Below are 20,896 nucleotides of genomic sequence, written 5' to 3'. Positions count from 1 at the left end.
CATTCGCCCGGGTATGCCCTTACGCCGTCTTCGGCACGTCCATCTGCGCCGAGAACCGGTCCAGGTGCGCGTCGGCGTCCCCGAACTGGTTGTCGATCATGGCGATGCGCTTGGCGAAGTGGGAGAGGTTGTACTCTTCCGTCATGCCAATGCCGCCATGCAGCTGGATGGACTGCTCGGAGACGAAGCGGCCGCCCTTGCCCACCTGGTACTTGGCGGTGGAGACGGCACGGCGCCGTTCGACGGCGTCGCCGCCTTCCAGCTTGGCCGCGGCCTTCATGGTGGCGGAGCGGGCCTGTTCCAGCTCCATGCGCATCTCCACCATGCGGTGCTGCACCGACTGGAAGGCGCCGATGGGCATGCCGAACTGCTTGCGCTGCTTGATGTAGTCCAGGGTCAGGTCGCAGGCCACGGTCATGGCACCCACGGCCTCGGCGCACACGGCAAAGGCGCCGCGGTCCTGGGTGAGCTCGATCAGCTCCGCGGCCTTGCCCTCGGAGCCAATCAGGGCGTCCTCGCCCACCTGTACACCCTTGAGCTCCACTTCGGCGGCGTGCAGGCCGTCGATGGTCGGGTAGCCCTGGACGGAGACGCCGTCGGCGCCGGCGTCCACCAGGAACAGGCTGATGCCGTCGGCATCCGTGGCGTTGCCACTGGTGCGTGCGCTCACCACCAGCTTGTCGGCGCTGTCGCCGTGCATGACCACGGACTTCTGTCCGGTCAGGGTGTAGCCACCGCCGCTGCGCTCGGCGCGGGTGCTCACCTGGGTGTTACTGTAGCGGTTGTCCCGCTCGCCGTGGGCGAAGGCGAGAATCAGCTCGCCGCCCACCAGGGGCTCGAGCACGGCCTCCTTCTGGGCGTCACTGCCGGCATCGGCGATGAGCTGGCCGGCGGTGACCACCGAGGCCACGTAGGGCTCGAGCACCAGGCCCTTGCCGAAGGCTTCCATGACCAGCATGGTCTCGACGGCGCCGCCGCCGAAGCCGCCGATCTCCTCGGGGAAGGGCACACCGAGCAGGCCCAGTTCCGCGATCTGGTTCCACATTTCGCGGGTGAAGCCGCCGGGCGCCTGCATGTACTCGCGGCGCTGTTCGAAGCCGTACTGATCCTGCACCAGGCGCTCCACCGTGTCCTGGAGCATGCGCTGTTCGTCAGTCAGAGAAAAATCCATGGTGTTTGCTCCGTAAACCGTGTGTCCCGCTCAGAGGCCCAGAATCATCTTGGAGACGATGTTCTTCTGGATCTCGTTGGAGCCGCCGAAGATGGTCAGCTTGCGGTTGTTGAAGTACGTGGGCGCCGCGGACAGGCAGTAGTCCGGCGCCACGGCGTCATCGGTGCCTTCGTCGCCCAGCGCTTCGGGCTGGAACGGCAGGGCGTACGGCCCGACGGCCTGGCGGATCAGGTGGTAGATCTCCTGGCGGATCTCCGTGCCCTTGATCTTGAGCATGGACGCTTCCGGCCCGGGGGCCTGACCATGCTGCACGGCGGCGATGACGCGCAGGTCGGTCATCTCCAGGGCGTCCAGCTCCATCTCGATCTGCGCCACGCGGGAGCGGAAGGTGGTGTCCTCGATCAGCGGGCGGCCGTTCTTCTGCTCCTTCGCCGCGATCTCCTTGAGGCGGCGCAGCTCCATCTTGCCGCGGCCCACACCGGCAATGCCGCTGCGCTCGTGGCCGAGCAGGAACTTGGCGTAGGTCCAGCCCTTGTTCTCTTCACCGACCAGGTTGTCCGCGGGCACCTCCACGTTGTCGAAGAAGACTTCGTTGACCTCGTGGCCGCCGTCCAGGGTGATGATGGGGCGCACGGTGATGCCGGGGCTGTTCATGTCGATGAGCAGGAACGAAATGCCTTCCTGCTTCTTCGCCTCGGGATCGGTGCGCACCAGGCAGAAAATCCAGTCGGCGTACTGACCCAGGGTGGTCCAGGTCTTCTGGCCGTTGACGATGTACTTGTCCCCCTTGCGCTCGGCGCGGGTCTTCAGCGAGGCCAGGTCGGAACCGGCACCCGGTTCGGAGTAGCCCTGGCACCACCAGTCGTCGCTGGAGAGAATGCCCGGCAGGAAGCGCTCCTTCTGCTCTTCGCTGCCGAAGTTCATGATCACCGGGGCGACCATGGACAGGCCGAAGGGGATGATCGGCGGCGCGCCCGCCAGGGCGGTTTCCTCGTCGAAGATGGCCTTCTGCACCGGGGTCCAGCCCGGGCCGCCGTGCTTCTTCGGCCAGCCGGGGGCGGCCCAGCCCTTCTCGTAGAGGGTTTTCTGCCAGTTGACCAGGTCGTCCTTGGTCAGGTGCTTGTGGTTGAGCACCTTCTGGCGCACGTTCTCGGGCAGTTTCTCCTTCAGGAAGGCGCGCACTTCCTCGCGGAAAGCCTCTTCCTCGGGGGTGAAATTGATGTCCATGACTGATTGACTCCAGGCAGTTGAGACCCGTCTTTAAAGAAGACCCCCGGCGGCACGGTGCCGCCGGGGGTTGTGGTTTCAGGGGATCAGCAGACTTCGAACAGTCCGGCTGCACCCATGCCGCCACCCACGCACATGGTGACGACCACGTATTTGGCGCCGCGGCGCTTGCCCTCGATCAGCGCGTGACCGGTGCAGCGGGCGCCGGTCATGCCGAACGGGTGGCCGATGGAGATGGAACCACCGTTGACGTTCAGCTTCTCGTCCGGAATGCCGAGCTGATCCTTGGAGTAGAGCACCTGGGAGGCGAAGGCTTCGTTCAGCTCCCACAGGTCGATGTCGTCCATCTTCAGGCCGGTGCGCTCCAGCAGACGGGGCACGGCGTAGATGGGGCCGATGCCCATTTCGTCGGGTTCCAGGCCGGCGATGGCAAAGCCGCGGAAGATGCCCAGGGGTTCGATGTTGCGCTGCTCGGCGAGCTTGCCGTCCATGACCACGCACGCCGACGCGCCGTCGGAGAGCTGGCTGGCGTTACCGGCGGTGACGAACTTGTCCGGGCCCATCACCGGCTCCAGCGACTGCAGCCCTTCCAGGGTGGTGTTGGGGCGGTTGCACTCGTCCTTGCTGACAGTGCGGTTCTCCGTCCACGTCTCGCCGGATTCCTTGTCCTTGAAGCCCTGGACAACGTCCATGGGCACGATCTCGTCGTCGAAGTAGCCCTTCTCCTGGGCGGCGGCGGTGCGCTGCTGGCTGCGCAGGGCGTACTCGTCCTGGTACTCGCGGGAGACGCCGTAGCGCTCCGCGACGATGTCCGCCGTCTCGATCATGGAGAGGTAGATGGCCGGCTTGTTCGCCTTCAGCCACTCGTTGTGCAGGTGGGTCTTGTTCATGTTGGCCTGGGCCAGGGTGATGGACTCCACGCCGCCGGCGGCCATCACCGGCACCTTGTCCACCAGCACCCGCTGGGCGGCCATGGCGATGGTCTGCAGGCCGGAGCTGCAGAACCGGTTCACGGTGGTGCCGCCGGTGGTGATGGGCATGCCGGCGCGCAGGGCAATCTGCCGGGCGATGTTATGGCCCGTGGCCCCCTCGGGAATGCCGCAACCCATGATGAGGTCCTCCACCTCGGCCGGCTCCACACCGGCACGCTCCACGGCGTGCTTGAGCGCGTGGGCGCCGATATCGGCGCCATGGGTCATGTTGAAGGCGCCACGGAAGGACTTTGCCAGGGGCGTGCGGGCGGTGGAGACGATAACGGCGTCGGACATGATGTTCTCCTGATTCGGCTTGCCGTTTGAACGGTGACTGACTACGCGTGGCCGAACGCGCCGGAACGACCGTACGGGAAGCGCGCCAAGCCGTTGTTGTGCATGGCAACATAGGTCCTGGGGGCCGCTTCCCATCAGATGGGTTTCAGTATAGGGTGTTCGCTTTCAGAAGCAAAATTTTTAAAACTGGGTTTCGCAAGGCGGAATCAAAGCAGAGGAGAAAGCCCGTGCTGGTAGTCAACGGTCTCGATGAGCTGAGGGCCCAGAGCGGCAAGGACCTGGGCAGGACCGACTGGGTGACCGTGGATCAGGCGCGTATCAACGCGTTTGCCGAAGCCACCGGTGATCACCAGTGGATCCACGTCGACGAGGCGCGCTGCCGCCGGGAGTCCCCCTACGGCCAGACCATTGCCCACGGTTTTCTCACCATCTCGCTGCTGCCCATGCTGGCCCAGCAGCTGCTGGAGATTCAGGGCGTCAGCGCGCGCATCAACTACGGTCTGAACAAGCTGCGGTTTACCGGCCCCGTGCCCGCGGGCGCGCGCGTGCGCCTGCACCAGGTGATCAAGGACGTCAGTGATCGCGACGACGGCAGCGTTCAGCTCACCGCCGACGTCACCATCGAGGTGGAAGGCCAGGACAAGCCGGCGTGCATCGCCGAGTCCGTGAGCCTCTGTCTGCCCTGATGACGGCGCTGCACAGCCGGCGGACGGCGGCGTCAGCCCGGCCGTTCCGCACCCAGGCGCTCTGCCAGCGCCGCCTCCAGGGTTGCGTCGTTGCGCTCCAGTCGCAGCGGCGAGATGGCGATGCGGTTGTGGCGCAGGGCCTCGATGTCCGTGTCCGCGGCGGTCACCCCCGAGTAGTCGTGCTGGAAGGCGAACCAGTAGTACGGCTTCTCGCGGGTGTCCATGCGCGCCTCGATACGCACCCCGGCAATGGACCCGCGGCCCTGCCGGCACACGGCCCGGCCGCTGACGGCGTCCGGGGCGATGGCGGGGAAGTTCACGTTGAAACACAGCTCCGTGCCCCACGGCCCGGCCGCCAGGTCACGGATCAGGGCCGGTGCGTGACGCAGCGCCGTGCCCCATGGCACCGGCTCCGGGCTGTGGAAGGCCTGACTCAGGGCGATGGCCGGCACGTTCATCACCAGCGCCGTCATGGCGGCGCCGAGGGTGCCGGAGTAGGCCACCGAGTCGCTGACGTTGGCGCCCCGGTTGATACCCGACAGCACCACCGCGGGCGGCGCATCGCGCATCAGGTGCTGGGTGGCCATGAGCACGCAGTCGCTGGGTGTGCCGGAGACGGCGTAGTGCCGGTCGCCCAGGCGCCGGCAGCGGACGGGCTCGTGCAGGGAGACGCTGTGGGAGCTGCCGCTCTGATCCCGCTCCGGCGCCACGATCCAGACCTCCTCGGCCACGTCCCGGGCGATGGTGGTCAGGTGGGCGAGGCCGTCGGCGTCGATGCCGTCGTCGTTGGTCAGCAGGACGCGGGGCAGTTTCGCCGTCATGGGCAGCTCCTCGGTTGGGGGTGGTCGGCGGCACAGTATGCGTGGATGGCGCCGTGCGGGCCAGCCGCCGGCAGTGCATCGACAACAGACAGACACGCCGGGCTGGTGTCGGCCCGTGTTGAATCAGCGAAGGGGAGAAGAAGCGATGATCGATCTCAAAGACAAGGTTGCACTGATTACCGGGTCCAGCCGCGGCATCGGCAAGGCGATTGCCGAGGCCTACGCCGCACACGGCGCGAAGGTGGTGATCTCCAGCCGCAAGGCAGAAGCCTGTGAAGCGGTGGCGAAGGAGCTCACCGACAAGGGTCATGAGGCCATCGCCGTGCCCTGCCATATTGGCATCAAGGAGGAGCTGCAGAAGCTCGTGGACGCGACCATGGAGACGTGGGGGCGCATCGACATCCTGGTGGCCAATGCCGCCACCAACCCCGTCTACGGCCCCATGAGCGAGCTCACCGACGAGGCCTTCGACAAGATCATGAACACCAACGTCAAGAGCACCTGGCAGCTTTGCAACATGGTGCTGCCGCAGATGGCGGAGCGAAAGAACGGTTCGGTGATCCTTCTCTCCAGCATCGCCGCCCTGCGCGGCAATACGGTCATCGGCTGCTACGGCATGTCCAAGGCCGCGGAAGCGTCCCTGGCCCGCAACCTGGCGCTGGAGTGGGGGCCGTCCAACATCCGCATCAACTCCATTGCCCCGGGGCTGGTCAAGACTGATTTCGCCAAGGCATTGTGGGAAGATCCGGAGCGGCTCCAGCGCGTGGAGAACCAGACCCCGCTGCGCCGGATCGGCGAGCCGGAGGACATCGCCGGTGTGGCGCTGTTCCTGGGGTCGCGCATGGGCGCTTACGTGACCGGCCAGACCATTGTCGCCGACGGCGGCGAGACGGTCTCCGCCTGAATCACCGCTCAACCCGCCCGCTCGCCGGGCGCCGATGCATGGGGACGACAACGGAATGAGTGAAGAGACACAACAGCTGGTGGACGTCCTCGACGCCCACCGTTTCGACGAGGCCGGCCTGCACGCCTACCTGCGCGAGCAGCTGCCGGAGGAGTTCGGCGGCGAACTGGCCATCAGGCAGTTCCAGGGCGGGCAGAGCAACCCCACGTTTCTGCTGGAGTCCGGCGGCCGCCGCTACGTGCTGCGCAAGAAGCCGCCGGGCAAGCTGCTGCCCTCCGCCCACCAGGTGGAGCGCGAGTACCAGGTGATGCGCGCCCTGCGCGACACCGACGTGCCCGTGCCGGAGATGTTGCTGCTGTGCGAGGACGACGCCATCATCGGTACGCCCTTCTACGTCATGCGCTTCATCGAAGGGCGGGTCTACAGCCATCCGGCCCTGGAAGAGGTGCCGAAGGCCGAGCGGCGGCCCATCTTCGAGGCCAAGGCCGACGCCATGGCGCGGTTGCACAACGTGGACTACGCGGCCGTGGGCCTGGCCGATTTCGGCAAGCCCGGTAACTTCCTGGGCCGCCAGATCGGCCGCTGGAGCAAGCAGTACGAAGCGTCCAAGACCGGTGACAATCCGTCCATGGACAAGCTCATGGCCTGGCTGCCGGAGAACATCCCGGCGGGCAGCGACGAGACCACCATTGCCCACGGCGACTTCCGCCTGGGCAACCTCATGCTCCACCCGGAGCGCCCCGAGGTGGTGGCCGTGCTGGACTGGGAGCTGTGCACCCTGGGCCACCCGCTGTCGGATCTCGCCTATTGCTGCATCCCCTACCACCTGCCGTCCGGGTTGCCCGGTATCCGCGGTCTGGCGGATCTGGATCTGGGTGAGCTGGGTCTGCCCACGGAGCAGGAGTTCGTGGACATGTACTGCCGGAAGGCGGGCCGTGACAACGGTATCCAGGACTGGCCGTTCTACACCGCCTTCGCCCTGTTCCGGCTGGCGGCCATCCTCCAGGGCGTCTACAAGCGCGCCCTGGACGGCAACGCCGCCAACGCCGACGCCCTCAGCGTGGGCGAAGGGGCCACCATCCTGGCCGATGCCGGGTGGAAAGAGGCGCAACGGCTGCAGGGGTAGGGTTGGTATCGGCGGACCTGAAGGTCCGCCCTACGTCGCCGCGCAGGGGCCGTCGCCGTAGGGTGGATCTTCAGATCCACCAGCCGCCGTCGCACCGCAGGATGGTGGACCTGAAGGTCCACCATCCTGCGCTTACGCCCGCTGAAACCGTGGCCGTAATCGTTGGACCGGACCGTAGGGTAGACCTTCAGGTCTACCAAATCCCTAGCTAAACACCCGAGAAACCCGCCTCAATGTTGCGCAAATGCAACGTAATAATGTTGCATCAAAGAAAGAATGTTATATAATTCCATTTTCCGGCCAATCCCGTGGCCCGGAACTGCATTCCTCCACCACCGAACAACGCGAGCATGAGGGCAATCATGAAGCGAGCATATCTAACCCAGGGCGTTGCCGCCGCGGCGGCACTGCTGCTCGGCTCGGGCGTCGCGATCGCGCAACAGGATCAGCCCGCCGAGGGCGCCACCCAGCAGGACGCCATGGACGCCCAGGGGGGCATGGGCGCCGGCATCGGGCCGGGCTCCAGCGAGCGCATTGGCGCCGGCACCGCCTTCAACCCCTCCATCTCCGTCATTCTCGATGGTGTGTACAAGAACACCTTCAGCGGCGACGCCCACGACCCGGGCGGTTTCGATGGCGGTCACAGCCACAGCCACGGGCATGGCCACGACCACGGCATGGAAGACGGTTTCCAGCTCCGCGAAACGGAGTTCGCCTTCGAGGCCTCGGTGGACCCGTACTTCGACGCCTTCGCCATGCTGGTGATCGAGGGCACGGACACGGTGGACTTGGAAGAGGCGTACATCACCACCACCAGCCTGCCCTGGGGGCTGCAGATCAAGGGCGGCCGGTTCCTCTCCGACATCGGCTACATCAACAGCCAGCACCCCCACGAGTGGGACTTCGTCGACCGGCCGCTGGTGAGCGAACACCTGTTCGGCAATCACGGCATCCAGGAGACCGGCGTGCAGCTGAACTGGCTGCTGCCGACGCGGACCTACCTGAAAGGCGGGGTTGAGGTGCTGCAGGGGAGTACCTCAGGGATTGCAAGCTACCAGGGCGAGTCGTCTGCGCGTGTGGCTACTGTCGATTACGACGGCGGGGACTTTGCTCGGCAGAGAACCGACGAACAGCACCTGCCCTTTGACGATGCGTCCGGGCCCCGGTTGTTCACCGGCTTCCTGAAGTGGGGGCCGGACCTGGGCTATGACCACGCGGCGCAGTTCGGGATCTCGGGGGGGTATTCCAGGTCCTTCCAGGACATGGAAGAGCACAGCGAGGGACTGCGGGTTGATACCTGGGATGGTGATGCTTGGTTTGCTGGCCTGGATGCGGTCTACAAGTATGACGCTGCTGGCTACTTGGGACACGGAGATCTGGTTCTTCAAGGCGAGTACTTCTATCGCAACATTGATCTGGATTATGCCTACTTCAACAGCGATAGGGCGAATAGCGCCTATCAAGACTCCGGTGCCTCTGGGGACTGGGCAAGGAACACGGTCTCGGCAGACGGCACATCCGGCCGTTTCCAGCAGGATGGCGCTTACCTTCAGGCGGTCTACGGCATCGCGCCCCGCTGGCGCACGGGTGTTCGGGCGGAAGCGCTTGGTATTGCCAAGAATACGGCCTGGAACGACCGTGACGAGGGCAATGGTTTCGACGATTTCGACACCAGCTATCGGTACTCCCTGAACACCACGTTCTACCCGTCCCACTTCTCGTACTTCCGCGCACAGTTGAACTATGCGGACTATGCGAGCGAGGACCCGGGCGGTGACCGCCACGACGAGTGGAGCGTCATGCTCCAGTACAACATCAGTATCGGCGCGCACGGCGCCCATCCGTTCTAAGCGAGGGAGCAGAGACATGCTGAAACGCGCACTCATCAGCAGCGCACTCGGCGCGGCCCTGGCTGCCGCGCCCGCGGCGGCGGAGGCCCTGAGCATCGCCGCCACCACCTCCAACATGGGCATGCTCGCCAAGCACGTGGGCGGTGACCACGTGGAGGTGACCACCATGGCGCCGCCGGACCGCGACGCCCACTACCTGGAGGCCCGGCCCTCCATGATGTCCGCCATCCGCCGGGCCGACCTGGTGGTCTCCGTGGGCGCGGAGCTGGAAGAGGGCTGGCTGCCCGCCGCCATCCGCGGCGCCAACAACCCGGGCGTCCGGGCCGGCACCAGCGGCTACTTCGAGGCTGCGGCCCAGGTGGATCTGCTCGGCACAGGTGGCGAGGCCGACCGCTCCCGGGGCGACGTCCACCCGGCCGGCAACCCCCATGTGTACCTGGACCCGATCCGCATGGGTGAGATCGCCAAGACGCTGGCCGCGCGCATGGCGGAGATGGATTCCGCCAACGCGGACACGTACCATGCCAACGCGGAAGCATTCGCCGAGCGTGCGGACGAGTACGTGGACGAGTGGCGGGAGCGCGTCGACGGCGCACCGGGTGTGGTGCTCTACCACGATGACGCCACCTACCTGCTGGATCGCCTGGACGTGGCCGATCTGGGCTTTCTTGAGCCGGTCCCCGGCAACCCGCCCACGGGCTCGCACCTGCGCGCACTGGTCAGTGAACTGGAGGGTAAGGACGGGGTCATCATCCGTTATCCGTATCAGCGCGAGGACCACGTGAACTTCGTGGCGGAGCAGCTTGGCTGGCAGGCCTACGAGCTGATGCCGGGCGTTCAGGTCGACGGCACGGCCGACGACTACTTCGAGCTGATCGGCGACTGGGTCGAGGTGATTGCGTCCCCCATTGAGTAATGACGACACGTCTGCTCACTGCTGAAGGCCTTCGGGCCGGTTACGAGGGGCCCGTGATCGGGCCCCTCGATTTTTTCGTGGGCGCCGGCGAGGTGGTCGGGCTGTCGGGCCCGAACGGCTGCGGCAAGTCCACCATCATGCGCGTGCTCACCGGTGAGGCCACGGTCTTCTCCGGCCGCATCACGCGCAGCGATGGCCTGCGCCTGGCCTACCAGCCCCAGACCGGCTTCGACACCGGCGAGACGCCCCTGCGCGTGCGCGAGGTGCTGCGCCTGATGGACGTGGACGCGGCCACGCTGCCGGAGCGGCTGCGGGCGTTGCTGGATGTCCGCGTGGACCGCCTCAGCGGCGGTCAGCGGCAGTTGCTCATGGTCTGGGCGGCGGTCGGTCATCCCGCCGACCTGTTGCTGCTGGACGAACCCACCAACAACCTCGACCCCGACGGCGAGGCGCTGCTGGCGGAGACACTGGGCACGCTGGGGTCGCAGCGGGGCGCCCTGGTGATCTCCCACGAACAGGACTTCCTGCGGCAGGTGGCCCACCGGCTGGTGGAGGTGGCGTGATGGAGTGGGACCTGCTGATCGACCCGCTGTTCCGCCTGCCGTTCTTCACCGGCCTGGTGTTCGCCGCCGTGCTGCCGGTGCTCGGGCTCTACCTGCGCATGCGCGACGAGTGGCTGGCGGCGCTGGGCTTTGCCCATCTGGGCGGCGCCGGGGGCGTGATCGGCAGCCTGCTGGGAGTGCCGCCGCTGATGGCCGCCCTGGGCGTGGCCGGTGGCGGTGTGGCTGCCCGCGGGCTGGTGCGGCGCACCGGCAACGACCTCTACGCGGTGATGATTCTGGCCGGCTGGGCGGCGATGATCCTGGGGGCGCAGTTCAGTCACCACGCCCGTACCCTGGCGCAGACCCTGGTGGACGGCCAGCTCTACTTCACCAGCACCGAACACCTGCTCACCGGTATCGCCTTCGCCCTGGTGTTCGCGGCGCTGATGCCGTGGCTCTCGCCGCGGCTGCTGCGGGCGCGCCTGTTCCCGGGCCACGATCGCGCCAACGGCCGCAGTGTCGCGCTGCTCGGCCTGGGGTTCAGCATCATGGTCGCCGTCGGGGTGGCGCTGGCCTCCATGGCCATGGGCGTCATGGCCGCGTTCGCGCTGATCTTCGTTCCGCCGTGGGTGGCGTTCGCCCTGGCGCCCGGCTGGCGGGCGGCGGTGGTGCTCTCCGCCGTGGTGGGGGTGCTGGCCTACGTGGCGGCCTTTGCCTTCGCCCTGCTGGCAGATCTGCCGTTCGGCCCCGCCTTTGTCGCCATCGTCGTGGTGCTGGCCCTGCTGCGGCTGCTGGTGCGCCGCACGGGCTAGACCGGCCCGGAGCCCTCAGCGGCCTTCTTCCCAGCTTGAGCGCGTGGTGGGCGCTTCCGGGTCGCCCGGCGGCTGGTCGAAGGGCGTCAGGGCCAGGAACTGCCGTAATTGCGCGCCTGCCAGGTCGTGACGCTCGTTCATGCGCAGCACGTTGTAGAAGTAGTAGTGACGCCCTGCGTCCACGTAGCCGTGGGCGTCGTCCTCCAGCGCGGCCAGGTACGGGTCCTCGGCGGGTGGTACCTGCTCGGCCAGGTTCTGGTAGAGAAAACCCAGGCGCGAGCCGGTCATCCACGTCTCCTCGCCGGCCTGCACCAATCTCTGGCTGCGTGGCGCCTGGTATTCCACCACCGGCCGGTCGTGGGTGTTCAGGGGCGCCTCATCGAACAGCCCGCTCAGGGAGACGTTGCCCGCGTAGAAGCGCAGGTTCACGGCCTGCAGCAGGTCCTCCGGCAGTGCCGGGTTGTCGGCCAGGCTGCGGCCGTGTGCCACCAGGGCGTCGGGATCCACGGTGACACCCGCCTCTGTCCCCACCAGAGCGATGATCGAGCCGTCGGCGAACAGGTCGCCCCGCCACATCACCACCTGCGGGAACACGGCGTCCATGGTGCGGGCGATGGTCCCCAGCTCCTTTTCCGTGAGCTGGTACAGGGGCAGCCACTGCACGAACAGGCCGCCCTCGGCGAGGCGGGCGCGCCCGGTTTCGTAGTGTTCGCGGGTATAGAGGTTGCCGGTTCCCGCCTTCCAGGGGGTGAACAGGTCGCTGATGATGAGGTCGTAGTCGGTGTCGGCGTGGCGCAGACAGTGGTGACCGTCTTCCGCGCGGACCGTGGCCCGGTCGTCGTCGAACAGCCCCTGGTTCCAGGGTGCGAAGTAACGCTCCGCCAGCTCCACCACCTCCGGCAGGAGCTCGCAGACGTCCACGCGCTCCACCGGGAACAGCAGTGACGTGCCTGCCGTAATGCCCGTGCCCATGCCCAGATAGAACACGGAGCGGGGCTCCGGGTGGGTCATCATGGGGATCAGGGTCTGGTTGCGCTCCGACTCCAGCGCGCCGGTGCCGCCCAGGGTGTAGAAATTGTTCACGCGGATCAGGCGGTGCTCGCCGCGCTCGATGACGGCGGCGGTGGCGTGGGTGCCCTCGATCACCTCCAGCAGCCGTTCGTCGGCGTTCAGGGTCGTGGCCGCGGGCCCGGCGGTGCGGAAGGCGATCAGCGCGGCCACGGCCGCGACAATAGGCGTTGCGTAGATCACCCTGTGGGGCCACGGGATCGGCTCACGCAGGATCAGCGGGAGCATCAGCGCCGGGTAGAGTGCCGCCAGCACCAGCAGGCTGCCGCTGACCCCCAGCCAGGGCAGCAGCAGAAAACCGGCGGCCAGCGAGCCGATGATGGCGCCGGTGGTGTTGGCCGCCACCAGCCGGCCCAGGATCTCGCCGGGCTCCGGACGGGCCGCCTCCATCAGCCGCAACAGGTAGGGCAGGGTGATGCCCAGCAGAATGCCCGGCAGCACCATCACCAGCAGTGCCACCACCGAGACCGCACCCAGGTACTCCAGCCACGAGGCGCCGGCGCCCACGTAGGCCAGCCCGCCGGTGACGGCGTGGAACGCCCACGGCGATGCGGCGATGACCGCTCCCGACGCGGCCAGGACCAGCAGCAGGAGCTGGCGTGGTGCCGGTGCGCGCAGGCGCGCCAGGGCGTTGGCGGTCAGGGAGCCCAGGGAGAGTGCAAGCAGAAAGGCCACCAGCACCACCGCATAGGTGTACACGGAGTTCTGCAGCACCTGGGCGAACAGCCGCGTCCACAGCACCTCCACCCCCAGGGTTGCAGCGCCGGAGACGAACGCCACCAGCGCCACCAGGCGCGCGGGCAGGCCTGCGGAGGCAGCTGCAGCGGTATTGCTTCGGGCGTTGCGGGGCTGTTCCGCGGCCGCCTCCTGCGGGCGTGTGCCGGTTGGCGCCAGGACCACCCCCATGGCCAGGCCGATGGCAGCGAGGCCCACGAACAGGTCGAGGCCGATGGCGAGCAGGTAGGCACCGCTGAAGCCGAGCAGTGGCGGCAGCACGAACCCGGCGGCCAGGGCGCCCAGGGCCGAGCCGAAGGTGTTCAGGGCGTACACCGCCGTGCCGGTGGTGGCAAGCCGACCGGTGATGCGCACCAGGTGCTGCCCCATCATGGGCAGCGTGCCGCCCATGAGAAACGCCGGCGGAAACAGGACAATGGCGCCGAGACCGGCGCGCAGCGCGGTGGTGGCCCAGGCGGTATCGCCCGCGGCCGCGTTCAGGGCGGGGTAGATGATGTGGTAGAGGTCGATGAGCACGAAGTGGCCCACGGCGGTGGCGGCCACGCCCAGCTCCAGCAGGCCGAAGACCTTCAGCGGCGAGCGCACCCGTGGCGCCAGCCGACCCCAGAACCAGCCGCCCGCCGCCAGGCCGGCAAAGAAGATGGCGATGGCCAGCGCCGCCGCCTGGGCGGTGTTGCCGAACAGCAGCCCCAGTTCCCGGACCCACAGCACCTGGTAGACCAGGGCAGCGAATCCCGAGAGCAGGAACAGGCCGGCGGTGGCGGCGAGAACAAGGCGTGGCATGAGGCTCGAGCAGGCTGCTGTGTGAGCGCGTTATTTTATATCATTGCAGATCTGACCGCATTCCACCGCCTGGCTCGCGGTGCGCCCCGCAGGTGCGGCTACTTCTGGTACTTCTCCTTCCACTCGCTGTAGGGCATGCCGTAGACGATCTCCTTGGCCTCGTCGTAGTCCATGGCGATGCCACGCTCCTCGGCGGCGGCCTTGTACCACTTGGAGAGGCAGTTGCGGCAGAAGCCGGCCAGATCCATGAGGTCGATGTTCTGCACGTCGGTGCGCTCGCGCAGGTGACTCACCAGGGTGCGGAAGGCGGCGGCTTCCAGTTCGGTGCGGGTCTGTTCGTCGATCTCGGCCATGGTGCTCCTCCCGGTTTGTGCGTGCCCGGGGATTGTAACAACCTCCGGGGCTCAGTCGTCGGCGGCGCTGCATTCCCGGCGAATCGTCTCCCGGGTCTCCCGGAAGGCGTCGGCAAAACGGCTGTCGGCATCGACCGATGCCACGGCGTCGGCGGCAAGCGTGCCGGCTTCGTCACACTTCCCGCGTTCCAGCATCAGCATGGCGAGGTTGTTGCGCAGTACGCCGGCGTGGGATTCCGCCTCGTCCAGTCCGCGTCGTGCGGCGTCTTCGGCCGCGTCCGCGTCGTCCTGGCCGTAGTGGAGGTTCATCAGCGCCACGTGAAAGCCGCCGTGCTCCGGCCAGCGGTCCCGGCCACTTTCGTAGGCCGTGGTGGCGGCATCGGTGCGGCCGCTCTCCTGCAGATCCAGGCCGGCGCGTAGCCAGTTCGCCGGCGCGGCGGTGGCCGGCAGGTGGTCGGGCTCCACCACGACGATGGCCCAGTTGTCGCCCCGGTCCCAGGTCCGGCGGAAGCGGTCAAGGCCGGTGAGCTGCCGCTCGTGTTCGCCGGAGCGCAGGATGTACTCGTGATCCTGCGGGTCGTAACCCACCACCACGGCGTAGTGCCAGACCGGTGCCCAGCCGAGCCCCAGGTTCTGGAACACCAGCACCGGATTGCCGGCGTGCAGCTCCGCCAGGATGGCGTCGTGGTTGCCGCGGATGCGGTAGGGGATACGGTCGCGGGCGCGGGTCTGGGCCTTCATCTCCGTCTGCAGCGTGCCTTCGCGCTCGGGGATGAACAGCTCGGGTTTCAGGTCCCCCGGCGTGGTTTCGTAGCCGCTCCAGACCAGGGTTTCGGCCAGCGCCGCCGGGCCGCACTGGAGCGCTTCCTGGGGGAAGTAGGGCACACCGGTGAGCTCCACGCCCTGCGGGGGGTCGCTGAAGGCGTCATCCGGGTCGATGGCGGTAAAGCTGGCGCAGCCGCCGAGCAGCGCGGTTGCGAGGGCGGCGGCCGCCAGCAGGGGGCGGCCGCCGATGGGCAATGGCACCGGAGCGCTCAAGCGCCTACTCCGTCTGATCGCCATCCGGGAAGTCGTCATTCTCCGGCGTCTCGATCTCCTCCATGTCGGCGAGATCATCCACTTCGTCCTCGGCGCGCTGGGCCAGGAAGAAGTTGACGTCGTCGATGGTAGAGCCGTCGATGGCGGAGCCCACGGCCACCTGCAGCTGCAGGTAGTTGAGCAGATAGTTGTAGCGTGCTTCGGCCAGGTCGCGCTGGGTGGAGAAGCGGTCGCGCTGGACATTGAGCACGTCCAGGGTGGTGCGCAGCCCCACTTCCAGCCCGCGCCGGGTGGAGCGCTCCGTACTCAGGACCGACTGCAGGGCCTGTTCGAAGGCGCTGATCTGGCGCAGGTTGGAGACCAGGTTCAGGTAGGCCGACTCCGCTTCCAGGCTGGCCTGGCGACGGGCGTCGATGGACTCCTCGAAGAAGGCGTCCCGCTCCGCCTGCGCCTCGCGGGCCTGGGAGGTGGGGCCGCCGCCGGCGTAGAGCGGCATGGTCAGGCGGATGCCGACGGTGGTCTGCTCGCTATCGAGTTCTTCGCCCGCGAAATCGGGCCCTGGTCCTGCACCCTGCTGACCGAGTTCGCTCTGAAAGTTCCGCGAGTAATTGGCCACCAGGTCGACTCTGGGATACCGCTGCCCCTGCACCCGCTCCACTTCCGTGCGGGAACGCTGGAACTCGCCCTCGGCCAGGCGCACGTTCAGGTTGTTGCGCTCCGCCCGCTCGGTCCACACTTCAGGTGCATCGGGGGAGGGGGGCTGGGCGGAGAAGTCGTCCCGCAGGCCCGCCAGTTCCCGGGGTGGCTGGCCGATGACGCTGCGCAGGTTCTCCCGCGCCACCTGCAGGTCGTTCTGGGCGCGCAGGCGCTGGGCCTCCACCTGGTCGAAGCGGGCGCGGGCCTCGTCCCGGTCGGTGACGGTGCCGCTGCCCACTTCCAGGGCGCGCTCGGCCCGGCGCAGCTCCGACTGCACCGCTTCCAGCTCCGCCTCGGTGAGGCGCAGGTTGTCCTGGGCCAGCAGCATGTCGAAGTAGGCCTCGCTCACGCGCAGGAGGATGTCCTGCTGGCTGGTGGCGTACTCCAGGCTGGCCTGGTCCTGGAGGATCTCCGCCTGATCCGCCAGGGCGAAGCTCTCGCGGCGGAACAGGGGCTGGGTCAGGGTCACGCCGGCGTTCCAGCTGTGGTAGTCGAAACTGTTCCGGCCCTGATCGCCGATCTCGGCGTTTTCCCAGTTCTGGTTGGCGCCCGCCTCCAGGTTGATCTCCGGCAGGAACAGCGCCCGTGCCTGGGGGCCGAGCTCCTCGCTGGCGCGCAGCCGCGCCTGGGCGGCGCGCAGCCTCGGGTCCTGCTCCACCGCCAGCCGATAGGCTTCGCTGAGGTCCATGCGCTCGTTGGCGGCGAGGTTCTGGCTACCGACGAGAAGGGCGCCACCAAGGCCGGCAGCGACACCAAGCCTCCAGATGAGTGCACGCATTGGGTGGTTACTCTCCATGAACGAAAGGGAACGGCTCGGGGCGCCAATCCGTTATCGGCGTCAACCGTCAACGATAAGCCGGATGACGGTCAGGGGCAAGCCGACCGCGCGGTCAGTGCCGGTGCGGGGTTCAGTCCCCGGTGGTGCGGTGGGCGTCACGGCACGCCGGGCAGAAGCCGTTGATTTCGATGGTCTGGGAGTTGACCTGGAAGCCCAGCTCTTCCGCCTTGCTGGTCAGCACCTGGTAGACGTCGCCGTCATTGAGTTCGGCCACGGCGTTACAGCGCTGGCAGATCAGGAACTGCCCCACGTGCGGGCGGTGGGGGTCACCACAGCCCACGTAGGCATTGAGGCTCTCGATGCGGTGGATCAGCCCTTCTTCCAGCAGGAAATCCAGGGCGCGGTAGACCGTGGGCGGTGCTGCACTGCGACGCTCAGCCCGCAGCATGTCCAGCAGGTCATACGCCTTCATGGGCTCATGCCGCCGCCAGATCAGCTCCAGCACGCGGCGCCGGATGGCGGTCAGCCGGACTCCGTTTTCCGTGCACTGCTGTTCCGCGCGCGCCAGTGCGTCGTCCACGCAGTGGTCGTGGTCGTGATCGGCGTGCTTGAACGGTGTGACGATATTGGTGCCCATGCGGCGTTCCTCGCTTACGACTTGCAACACTATAACATGTGTGCGATGAGAGGGCAGACCGGTGGATTCGTGTCGTACTCGGTGCGGGTTGGTGCCGCGCGGGCGACATGGTGCGTACTTTCTGTACAATACACTTGTGTCGTGTCCCGGACGAGGGCACGGCGTCGGTGGGCCGTTATGCCGGTCTTGATTGCCTGCGTCGACGTGGGCAATTTGACACGGATCAGACCCTTATCTATGCTCACCGGGCCTAAACGAAACACGATTTCGCAGAGCGGAATACCGATGCCGCCTGCCGGGACCCGATGACGGACGGTTCGACCCGGCGGCCGCTTACACCCTTTGCTCGCCAAGCGCACAATGCAGAACGGAGATGTTATGAAGATTCTGGTGCCTGTGAAGCGCGTGGTGGACTACAACGTGAAAGTCCGCGTCAAGGCGGACGGCAGCGGCGTAGAAACCGCCAACGTCAAGATGTCCATGAACCCCTTCGACGAGATCGCCGTCGAAGAGGCGGTGCGGCTCAAGGAGAAGGGCGTCGCGGAAGAGGTTGTCGTGGTGTCCATGGGCGTGAGCCAGTGCCAGGAGACCATTCGCACGGCGCTGGCCATGGGCGGTGACCGCGGCATCCTCGTTGAAACCGACGACGAACTGGAGCCGCTGGCGGTTGCCAAGCTGCTCAAGGCCGTGGCCGAGAAGGAAAGCCCGGACATGGTGATCCTTGGCAAGCAGGCCATTGACGACGACGCCAACCAGACCGGCCAGATGTTCGCCGCGCTCATGGGCTGGGGCCAGGGCACGTTTGCCTCCGCAGTGGAGCTGCAGGACGGCAAGGTCCAGGTGACCCGCGAGATCGACGGCGGCGCCGAGACCGTCTCCCTGAAGCTGCCGGCGGTGGTCACCACCGACCTGCGCCTCAACGAGCCGCGTTACGCCAAGCTTCCCAACATCATGAAGGCCAAGAAGAAGCAGCTGGACACGCTGTCGCCCGCCGACCTGGGCGTGGATACCACGCCGCGGCTGAAGACGGTGAAGGTGTCCGAGCCGCCGAAGCGCCAGGGTGGCGTCAAGGTCGCGGATGTGGCCGAGCTGGTGGACAAGCTCAAGAACGAAGCGAAGGTGATCTAAATGACCATTCTCGTCGTAGCAGAACATGACAACGCGCACCTGGCGTCGTCGACGCTGGGCACCGTGAGCGCCGCCAAGGCCATTGGCAGCGACGTGCACGTGCTGGTTGCCGGCAAAGGCTGCGGTGCCGTGGGTGAGGCCGCCGCGAAGGTTGACGGTGTGACCAAGGTCCGTGTTGCGGACGCTGCCCATTACGAGCACGGCCTGGCCGAGGACCTCGCCAGCCTCGTGGCGCACATGGCCGGGGATTACGGCCACGTGCTGGCCCCGGCCACCACCTTCGGCAAGAACTTCATGCCGCGGGTCGCCGCGCTGCTGGATGTGGCCCAGGTCTCCGACATCACCGCGGTGGAGTCGGAAGACACCTTCACCCGGCCCATCTACGCCGGTAACGCCATGGCGACGGTGCAGGCCACCGACGGTACCAAGGTGATCACCGTGCGGCCGACGGCGTTCGAGCCGGCCGCCGCCGAGGGTGGCTCCGCCAGCGTCGAGCAGGTGGACGTGCTGGATCACAGCGCCGTGGCCGACTTCGTCAGCCAGGAGCTGACCAAGTCCGACCGTCCGGAGCTGACCTCCGCCAAGATCGTGGTCTCCGGTGGCCGCGGCATGGGCAGTGGCGAGAACTTCAAGATCCTGGAAGAGGTCGCCGACAAGCTCAACGCCGCCCTGGGCGCCTCCCGCGCCGCGGTGGACGCCGGCTTCGTGCCCAACGACTACCAGGTCGGCCAGACCGGCAAGATCGTGGCCCCGGACCTCTACATCGCCGTGGGCATCTCCGGTGCCATCCAGCACCTGGCCGGCATGGAAGGCTCCAAGGTGATCGTTGCCATCAACAAGGACGAGGAGGCCCCGATCTTCGAGGTGGCGGACTACGGCCTGGTGGCGGATCTGTTCGAGGCCGTGCCGGAGTTCTCCAAGGCACTCGACTGAGCGCCTGCCGGAACCTGCGGTATGCTGACAGCGGGGCGCCCAAGGGTGCCCCGCTTCTGGTTGGGCGTAGGGCGGACCTTCAGGTCCACCAAGCCGGAGTCCGGCCTCGAGGCACCGTAGGGTGGACCTTCAGGTCCACCATGTCTCGCCCCTACTACCTCGGAGCCCCGCCATGCCCGCCGTTCTTGACCACATCCGCGTACTGGACCTCAGCCGCATCCTCGCCGGCCCCTGGGCCGGGCAGCTGTTCGCCGATCTGGGCGCGGAAGTGATCAAGGTCGAGCGCCCGGGGCGGGGTGACGACACCCGGGGCTGGGGGCCGCCCTACCTGAACGACGCCGGGGGCACCCCGGCCGAATCCGCTTACTATCTCTCGGCCAATCGCGGCAAGCAGTCCGTGGCCATCGACATCACCCGTCCGGAAGGCCAGGCGCTGGTGCGGGAGCTGGCGGCGCGCAGTGACATCCTGCTGGAGAACTACAAGGTGGGCGGGCTGGCCCGCTACGGGCTGGATTACGCCAGCCTGCAGGCGGTGAATCCCGGGCTGATCTACTGCTCCATTACCGGCTTCGGCCAGACCGGCCCCTACAGCGAGCGGGCCGGTTACGACTTCCTGCTCCAGGCCATGGGCGGGCTCATGAGCATCACTGGTGCACCGGATGCAGACGGCGGCGAGCCCACCAAGGTGGGCGTTGCGCTGACCGACATCCTCACCGGCATGTACGCCACCGTGGCCAGCCTCGGCGCCCTGGCGCACCGGGAGCGCACCGGCGAGGGGCAGCATATCGACCTGGCCCTGCTGGACGTGCAGGTGGCGACTCTCGCCAACCAGGCCATGAACTACCTGGTGGGTGGCCAGGTGCCCGGGCGCATGGGCAATGCCCACCCCAATATCGTGCCCTACCAGACGTTTCCCACCCGCGATGGCTACCTGGTGCTGACCGTGGGCAACGACGACCAGTTCCGGCGGCTGTGCGAGGCCATGGGCCGGCCCGATCTGCCGGCGGATGCCGCCTACGCGACCAATGCCGCGCGCGTTGCCCATCGCCAGATGCTGATCCCGGAGCTGGCCGCCGTGTTCCGTACCCGGGCCACCGATGACTGGCTGGCCGAACTGGAGGCCGCGGGCGTGCCGTGCGGCCCGGTGAACACCATCGACCGCGTTTTCGCCGACCCGCAGATCCAGGCGCGGGGCATGCAGACGGCCACGGAGCACCCGGAACTGGGCCGCGTGCCGGCGGTGGCCAACCCCATCCGCTATTCCGCGACGCCCCTGGACAGCAGCCGCCCGGCGCCCCGGCTCGGCGAACAGACTGACGCCGTTCTCCGCGACGTGCTGCAATACTCCCGGGAGGCCATTGCGGGACTGCGGGAGAAGGGCGTGATCGGCTGAAGGCCTCCCCCGGTTTCCGGCCGTCGATACA

At 67.4% G+C, this 20,896-nt stretch carries 19 protein-coding genes; 10 read left to right on the top strand and 9 right to left on the bottom strand.

Features of this window, described 5'->3' with window-relative positions:
- Nucleotides 1-19: 19 nt before the first annotated feature.
- The 3 genes from BMZ02_RS06670 to BMZ02_RS06660 form a co-directional block, all read right to left on the bottom strand.
- Nucleotides 20-1,171 carry an acyl-CoA dehydrogenase family protein gene (locus tag BMZ02_RS06670; RefSeq protein ID WP_091641172.1) on the bottom strand — a complete coding sequence of 384 codons (1,152 nt, stop codon included), beginning with the start codon at nt 1,169-1,171 and terminating at the stop codon, nt 20-22.
- A 30-nt stretch (nt 1,172-1,201) separates the two neighbouring features.
- Nucleotides 1,202-2,398, bottom strand: a complete 1,197-nt coding sequence (locus BMZ02_RS06665) for an acyl-CoA dehydrogenase family protein (protein ID WP_091641169.1) — start codon at nt 2,396-2,398, stop codon at nt 1,202-1,204.
- Nucleotides 2,399-2,484: 86 nt separating this feature from the next.
- Nucleotides 2,485-3,666 carry an acetyl-CoA C-acyltransferase gene (locus BMZ02_RS06660; RefSeq protein ID WP_091641166.1) on the bottom strand — a complete coding sequence of 394 codons (1,182 nt, stop codon included), beginning with the start codon at nt 3,664-3,666 and terminating at the stop codon, nt 2,485-2,487.
- Nucleotides 3,667-3,893: 227 nt separating this feature from the next.
- On the opposite strand from BMZ02_RS06660, the gene BMZ02_RS06655 reads away from it, so the two are divergent.
- Nucleotides 3,894-4,352 (top strand): MaoC family dehydratase, encoded by a 459-nt coding sequence (locus tag BMZ02_RS06655; protein ID WP_091641163.1) that lies wholly within the window; start codon nt 3,894-3,896, stop codon nt 4,350-4,352.
- Between the two features lie 32 nt (nt 4,353-4,384).
- Here BMZ02_RS06655 and surE read toward each other — a convergent pair whose 3' ends face one another.
- Nucleotides 4,385-5,173 carry a 5'/3'-nucleotidase SurE gene (gene surE, locus BMZ02_RS06650; protein WP_091641160.1) on the bottom strand — a complete coding sequence of 263 codons (789 nt, stop codon included), beginning with the start codon at nt 5,171-5,173 and terminating at the stop codon, nt 4,385-4,387.
- 145 nt (nt 5,174-5,318) lie between these two features.
- Between surE and BMZ02_RS06645 the strand changes: the two genes are divergently transcribed.
- The 6 genes from BMZ02_RS06645 to BMZ02_RS06620 all read left to right on the top strand — a co-directional run bounded on the left by BMZ02_RS06645 (nt 5,319) and on the right by BMZ02_RS06620 (nt 11,323).
- Nucleotides 5,319-6,077: an SDR family NAD(P)-dependent oxidoreductase gene (locus tag BMZ02_RS06645; protein ID WP_091641158.1), complete on the top strand. Its 759-nt coding sequence runs from the start codon at nt 5,319-5,321 to the stop codon at nt 6,075-6,077.
- A 55-nt stretch (nt 6,078-6,132) separates the two neighbouring features.
- On the top strand, nt 6,133-7,203 hold the full coding sequence (locus tag BMZ02_RS06640) for a phosphotransferase family protein (protein WP_091641155.1): 1,071 nt from the start codon (nt 6,133-6,135) through the stop codon (nt 7,201-7,203).
- Between the two features lie 362 nt (nt 7,204-7,565).
- Nucleotides 7,566-9,053 (top strand): zinc-regulated TonB-dependent outer membrane receptor, encoded by a 1,488-nt coding sequence (locus BMZ02_RS06635; protein ID WP_245753964.1) that lies wholly within the window; start codon nt 7,566-7,568, stop codon nt 9,051-9,053.
- A gap of 16 nt (nt 9,054-9,069) precedes the next feature.
- Complete coding sequence (locus BMZ02_RS06630) at nt 9,070-9,969, top strand: metal ABC transporter substrate-binding protein (protein ID WP_091641153.1); 900 nt, start codon at nt 9,070-9,072, stop codon at nt 9,967-9,969.
- Nucleotides 9,970-10,022: 53 nt separating this feature from the next.
- Nucleotides 10,023-10,532, top strand: a complete 510-nt coding sequence (locus BMZ02_RS06625; RefSeq protein ID WP_245753963.1) for an ATP-binding cassette domain-containing protein — start codon at nt 10,023-10,025, stop codon at nt 10,530-10,532.
- On the top strand, nt 10,532-11,323 hold the full coding sequence (locus tag BMZ02_RS06620) for a metal ABC transporter permease (protein ID WP_091641147.1): 792 nt from the start codon (nt 10,532-10,534) through the stop codon (nt 11,321-11,323). The genes BMZ02_RS06625 and BMZ02_RS06620 overlap by 1 nt, the downstream gene beginning before the upstream one ends.
- Before the next feature lie 15 nt (nt 11,324-11,338).
- Here BMZ02_RS06620 and BMZ02_RS06615 read toward each other — a convergent pair whose 3' ends face one another.
- From BMZ02_RS06615 to BMZ02_RS06595, 5 genes are all read right to left on the bottom strand, one after another.
- A complete protein-coding gene (locus tag BMZ02_RS06615) occupies nt 11,339-13,909 on the bottom strand; it encodes a fused MFS/spermidine synthase (protein ID WP_091641144.1) in 2,571 nt (856 codons plus the stop codon).
- Between the two features lie 98 nt (nt 13,910-14,007).
- Complete coding sequence (locus tag BMZ02_RS06610) at nt 14,008-14,253, bottom strand: DUF1244 domain-containing protein (RefSeq protein WP_091641898.1); 246 nt, start codon at nt 14,251-14,253, stop codon at nt 14,008-14,010.
- Between the two features lie 60 nt (nt 14,254-14,313).
- Entirely contained in the window at nt 14,314-15,300 is a 987-nt protein-coding gene (locus BMZ02_RS06605) for a PA2778 family cysteine peptidase (RefSeq protein WP_139209157.1), read from the bottom strand.
- Nucleotides 15,301-15,304: 4 nt separating this feature from the next.
- The gene (locus tag BMZ02_RS06600) at nt 15,305-16,774 is read right to left on the bottom strand and encodes a TolC family outer membrane protein (protein ID WP_171909837.1); all 1,470 of its coding nucleotides are present in this window, start codon (nt 16,772-16,774) and stop codon (nt 15,305-15,307) included.
- 130 nt (nt 16,775-16,904) lie between these two features.
- Nucleotides 16,905-17,411, bottom strand: a complete 507-nt coding sequence (locus tag BMZ02_RS06595) for a Fur family transcriptional regulator (protein WP_091641137.1) — start codon at nt 17,409-17,411, stop codon at nt 16,905-16,907.
- A 378-nt stretch (nt 17,412-17,789) separates the two neighbouring features.
- Here BMZ02_RS06595 and BMZ02_RS06590 point away from each other — a divergent pair, with 378 nt between their 5' ends.
- The 3 genes from BMZ02_RS06590 to BMZ02_RS06580 all read left to right on the top strand — a co-directional run bounded on the left by BMZ02_RS06590 (nt 17,790) and on the right by BMZ02_RS06580 (nt 20,865).
- Complete coding sequence (locus tag BMZ02_RS06590; RefSeq protein ID WP_091641135.1) at nt 17,790-18,539, top strand: electron transfer flavoprotein subunit beta/FixA family protein; 750 nt, start codon at nt 17,790-17,792, stop codon at nt 18,537-18,539.
- Nucleotides 18,540-19,472 carry an electron transfer flavoprotein subunit alpha/FixB family protein gene (locus tag BMZ02_RS06585; RefSeq protein WP_091641132.1) on the top strand — a complete coding sequence of 311 codons (933 nt, stop codon included), beginning with the start codon at nt 18,540-18,542 and terminating at the stop codon, nt 19,470-19,472.
- Between the two features lie 172 nt (nt 19,473-19,644).
- Nucleotides 19,645-20,865 carry a CaiB/BaiF CoA transferase family protein gene (locus tag BMZ02_RS06580; protein WP_091641129.1) on the top strand — a complete coding sequence of 407 codons (1,221 nt, stop codon included), beginning with the start codon at nt 19,645-19,647 and terminating at the stop codon, nt 20,863-20,865.
- Nucleotides 20,866-20,896: the final 31 nt, after the last annotated feature.

Origin of the sequence: Aquisalimonas asiatica (assembly GCF_900110585.1) — a bacterium.
GTDB classification, from domain to species: domain Bacteria; phylum Pseudomonadota; class Gammaproteobacteria; order Nitrococcales; family Aquisalimonadaceae; genus Aquisalimonas; species Aquisalimonas asiatica.
This window is presented reverse-complemented; position numbering and strand designations above follow the sequence as displayed.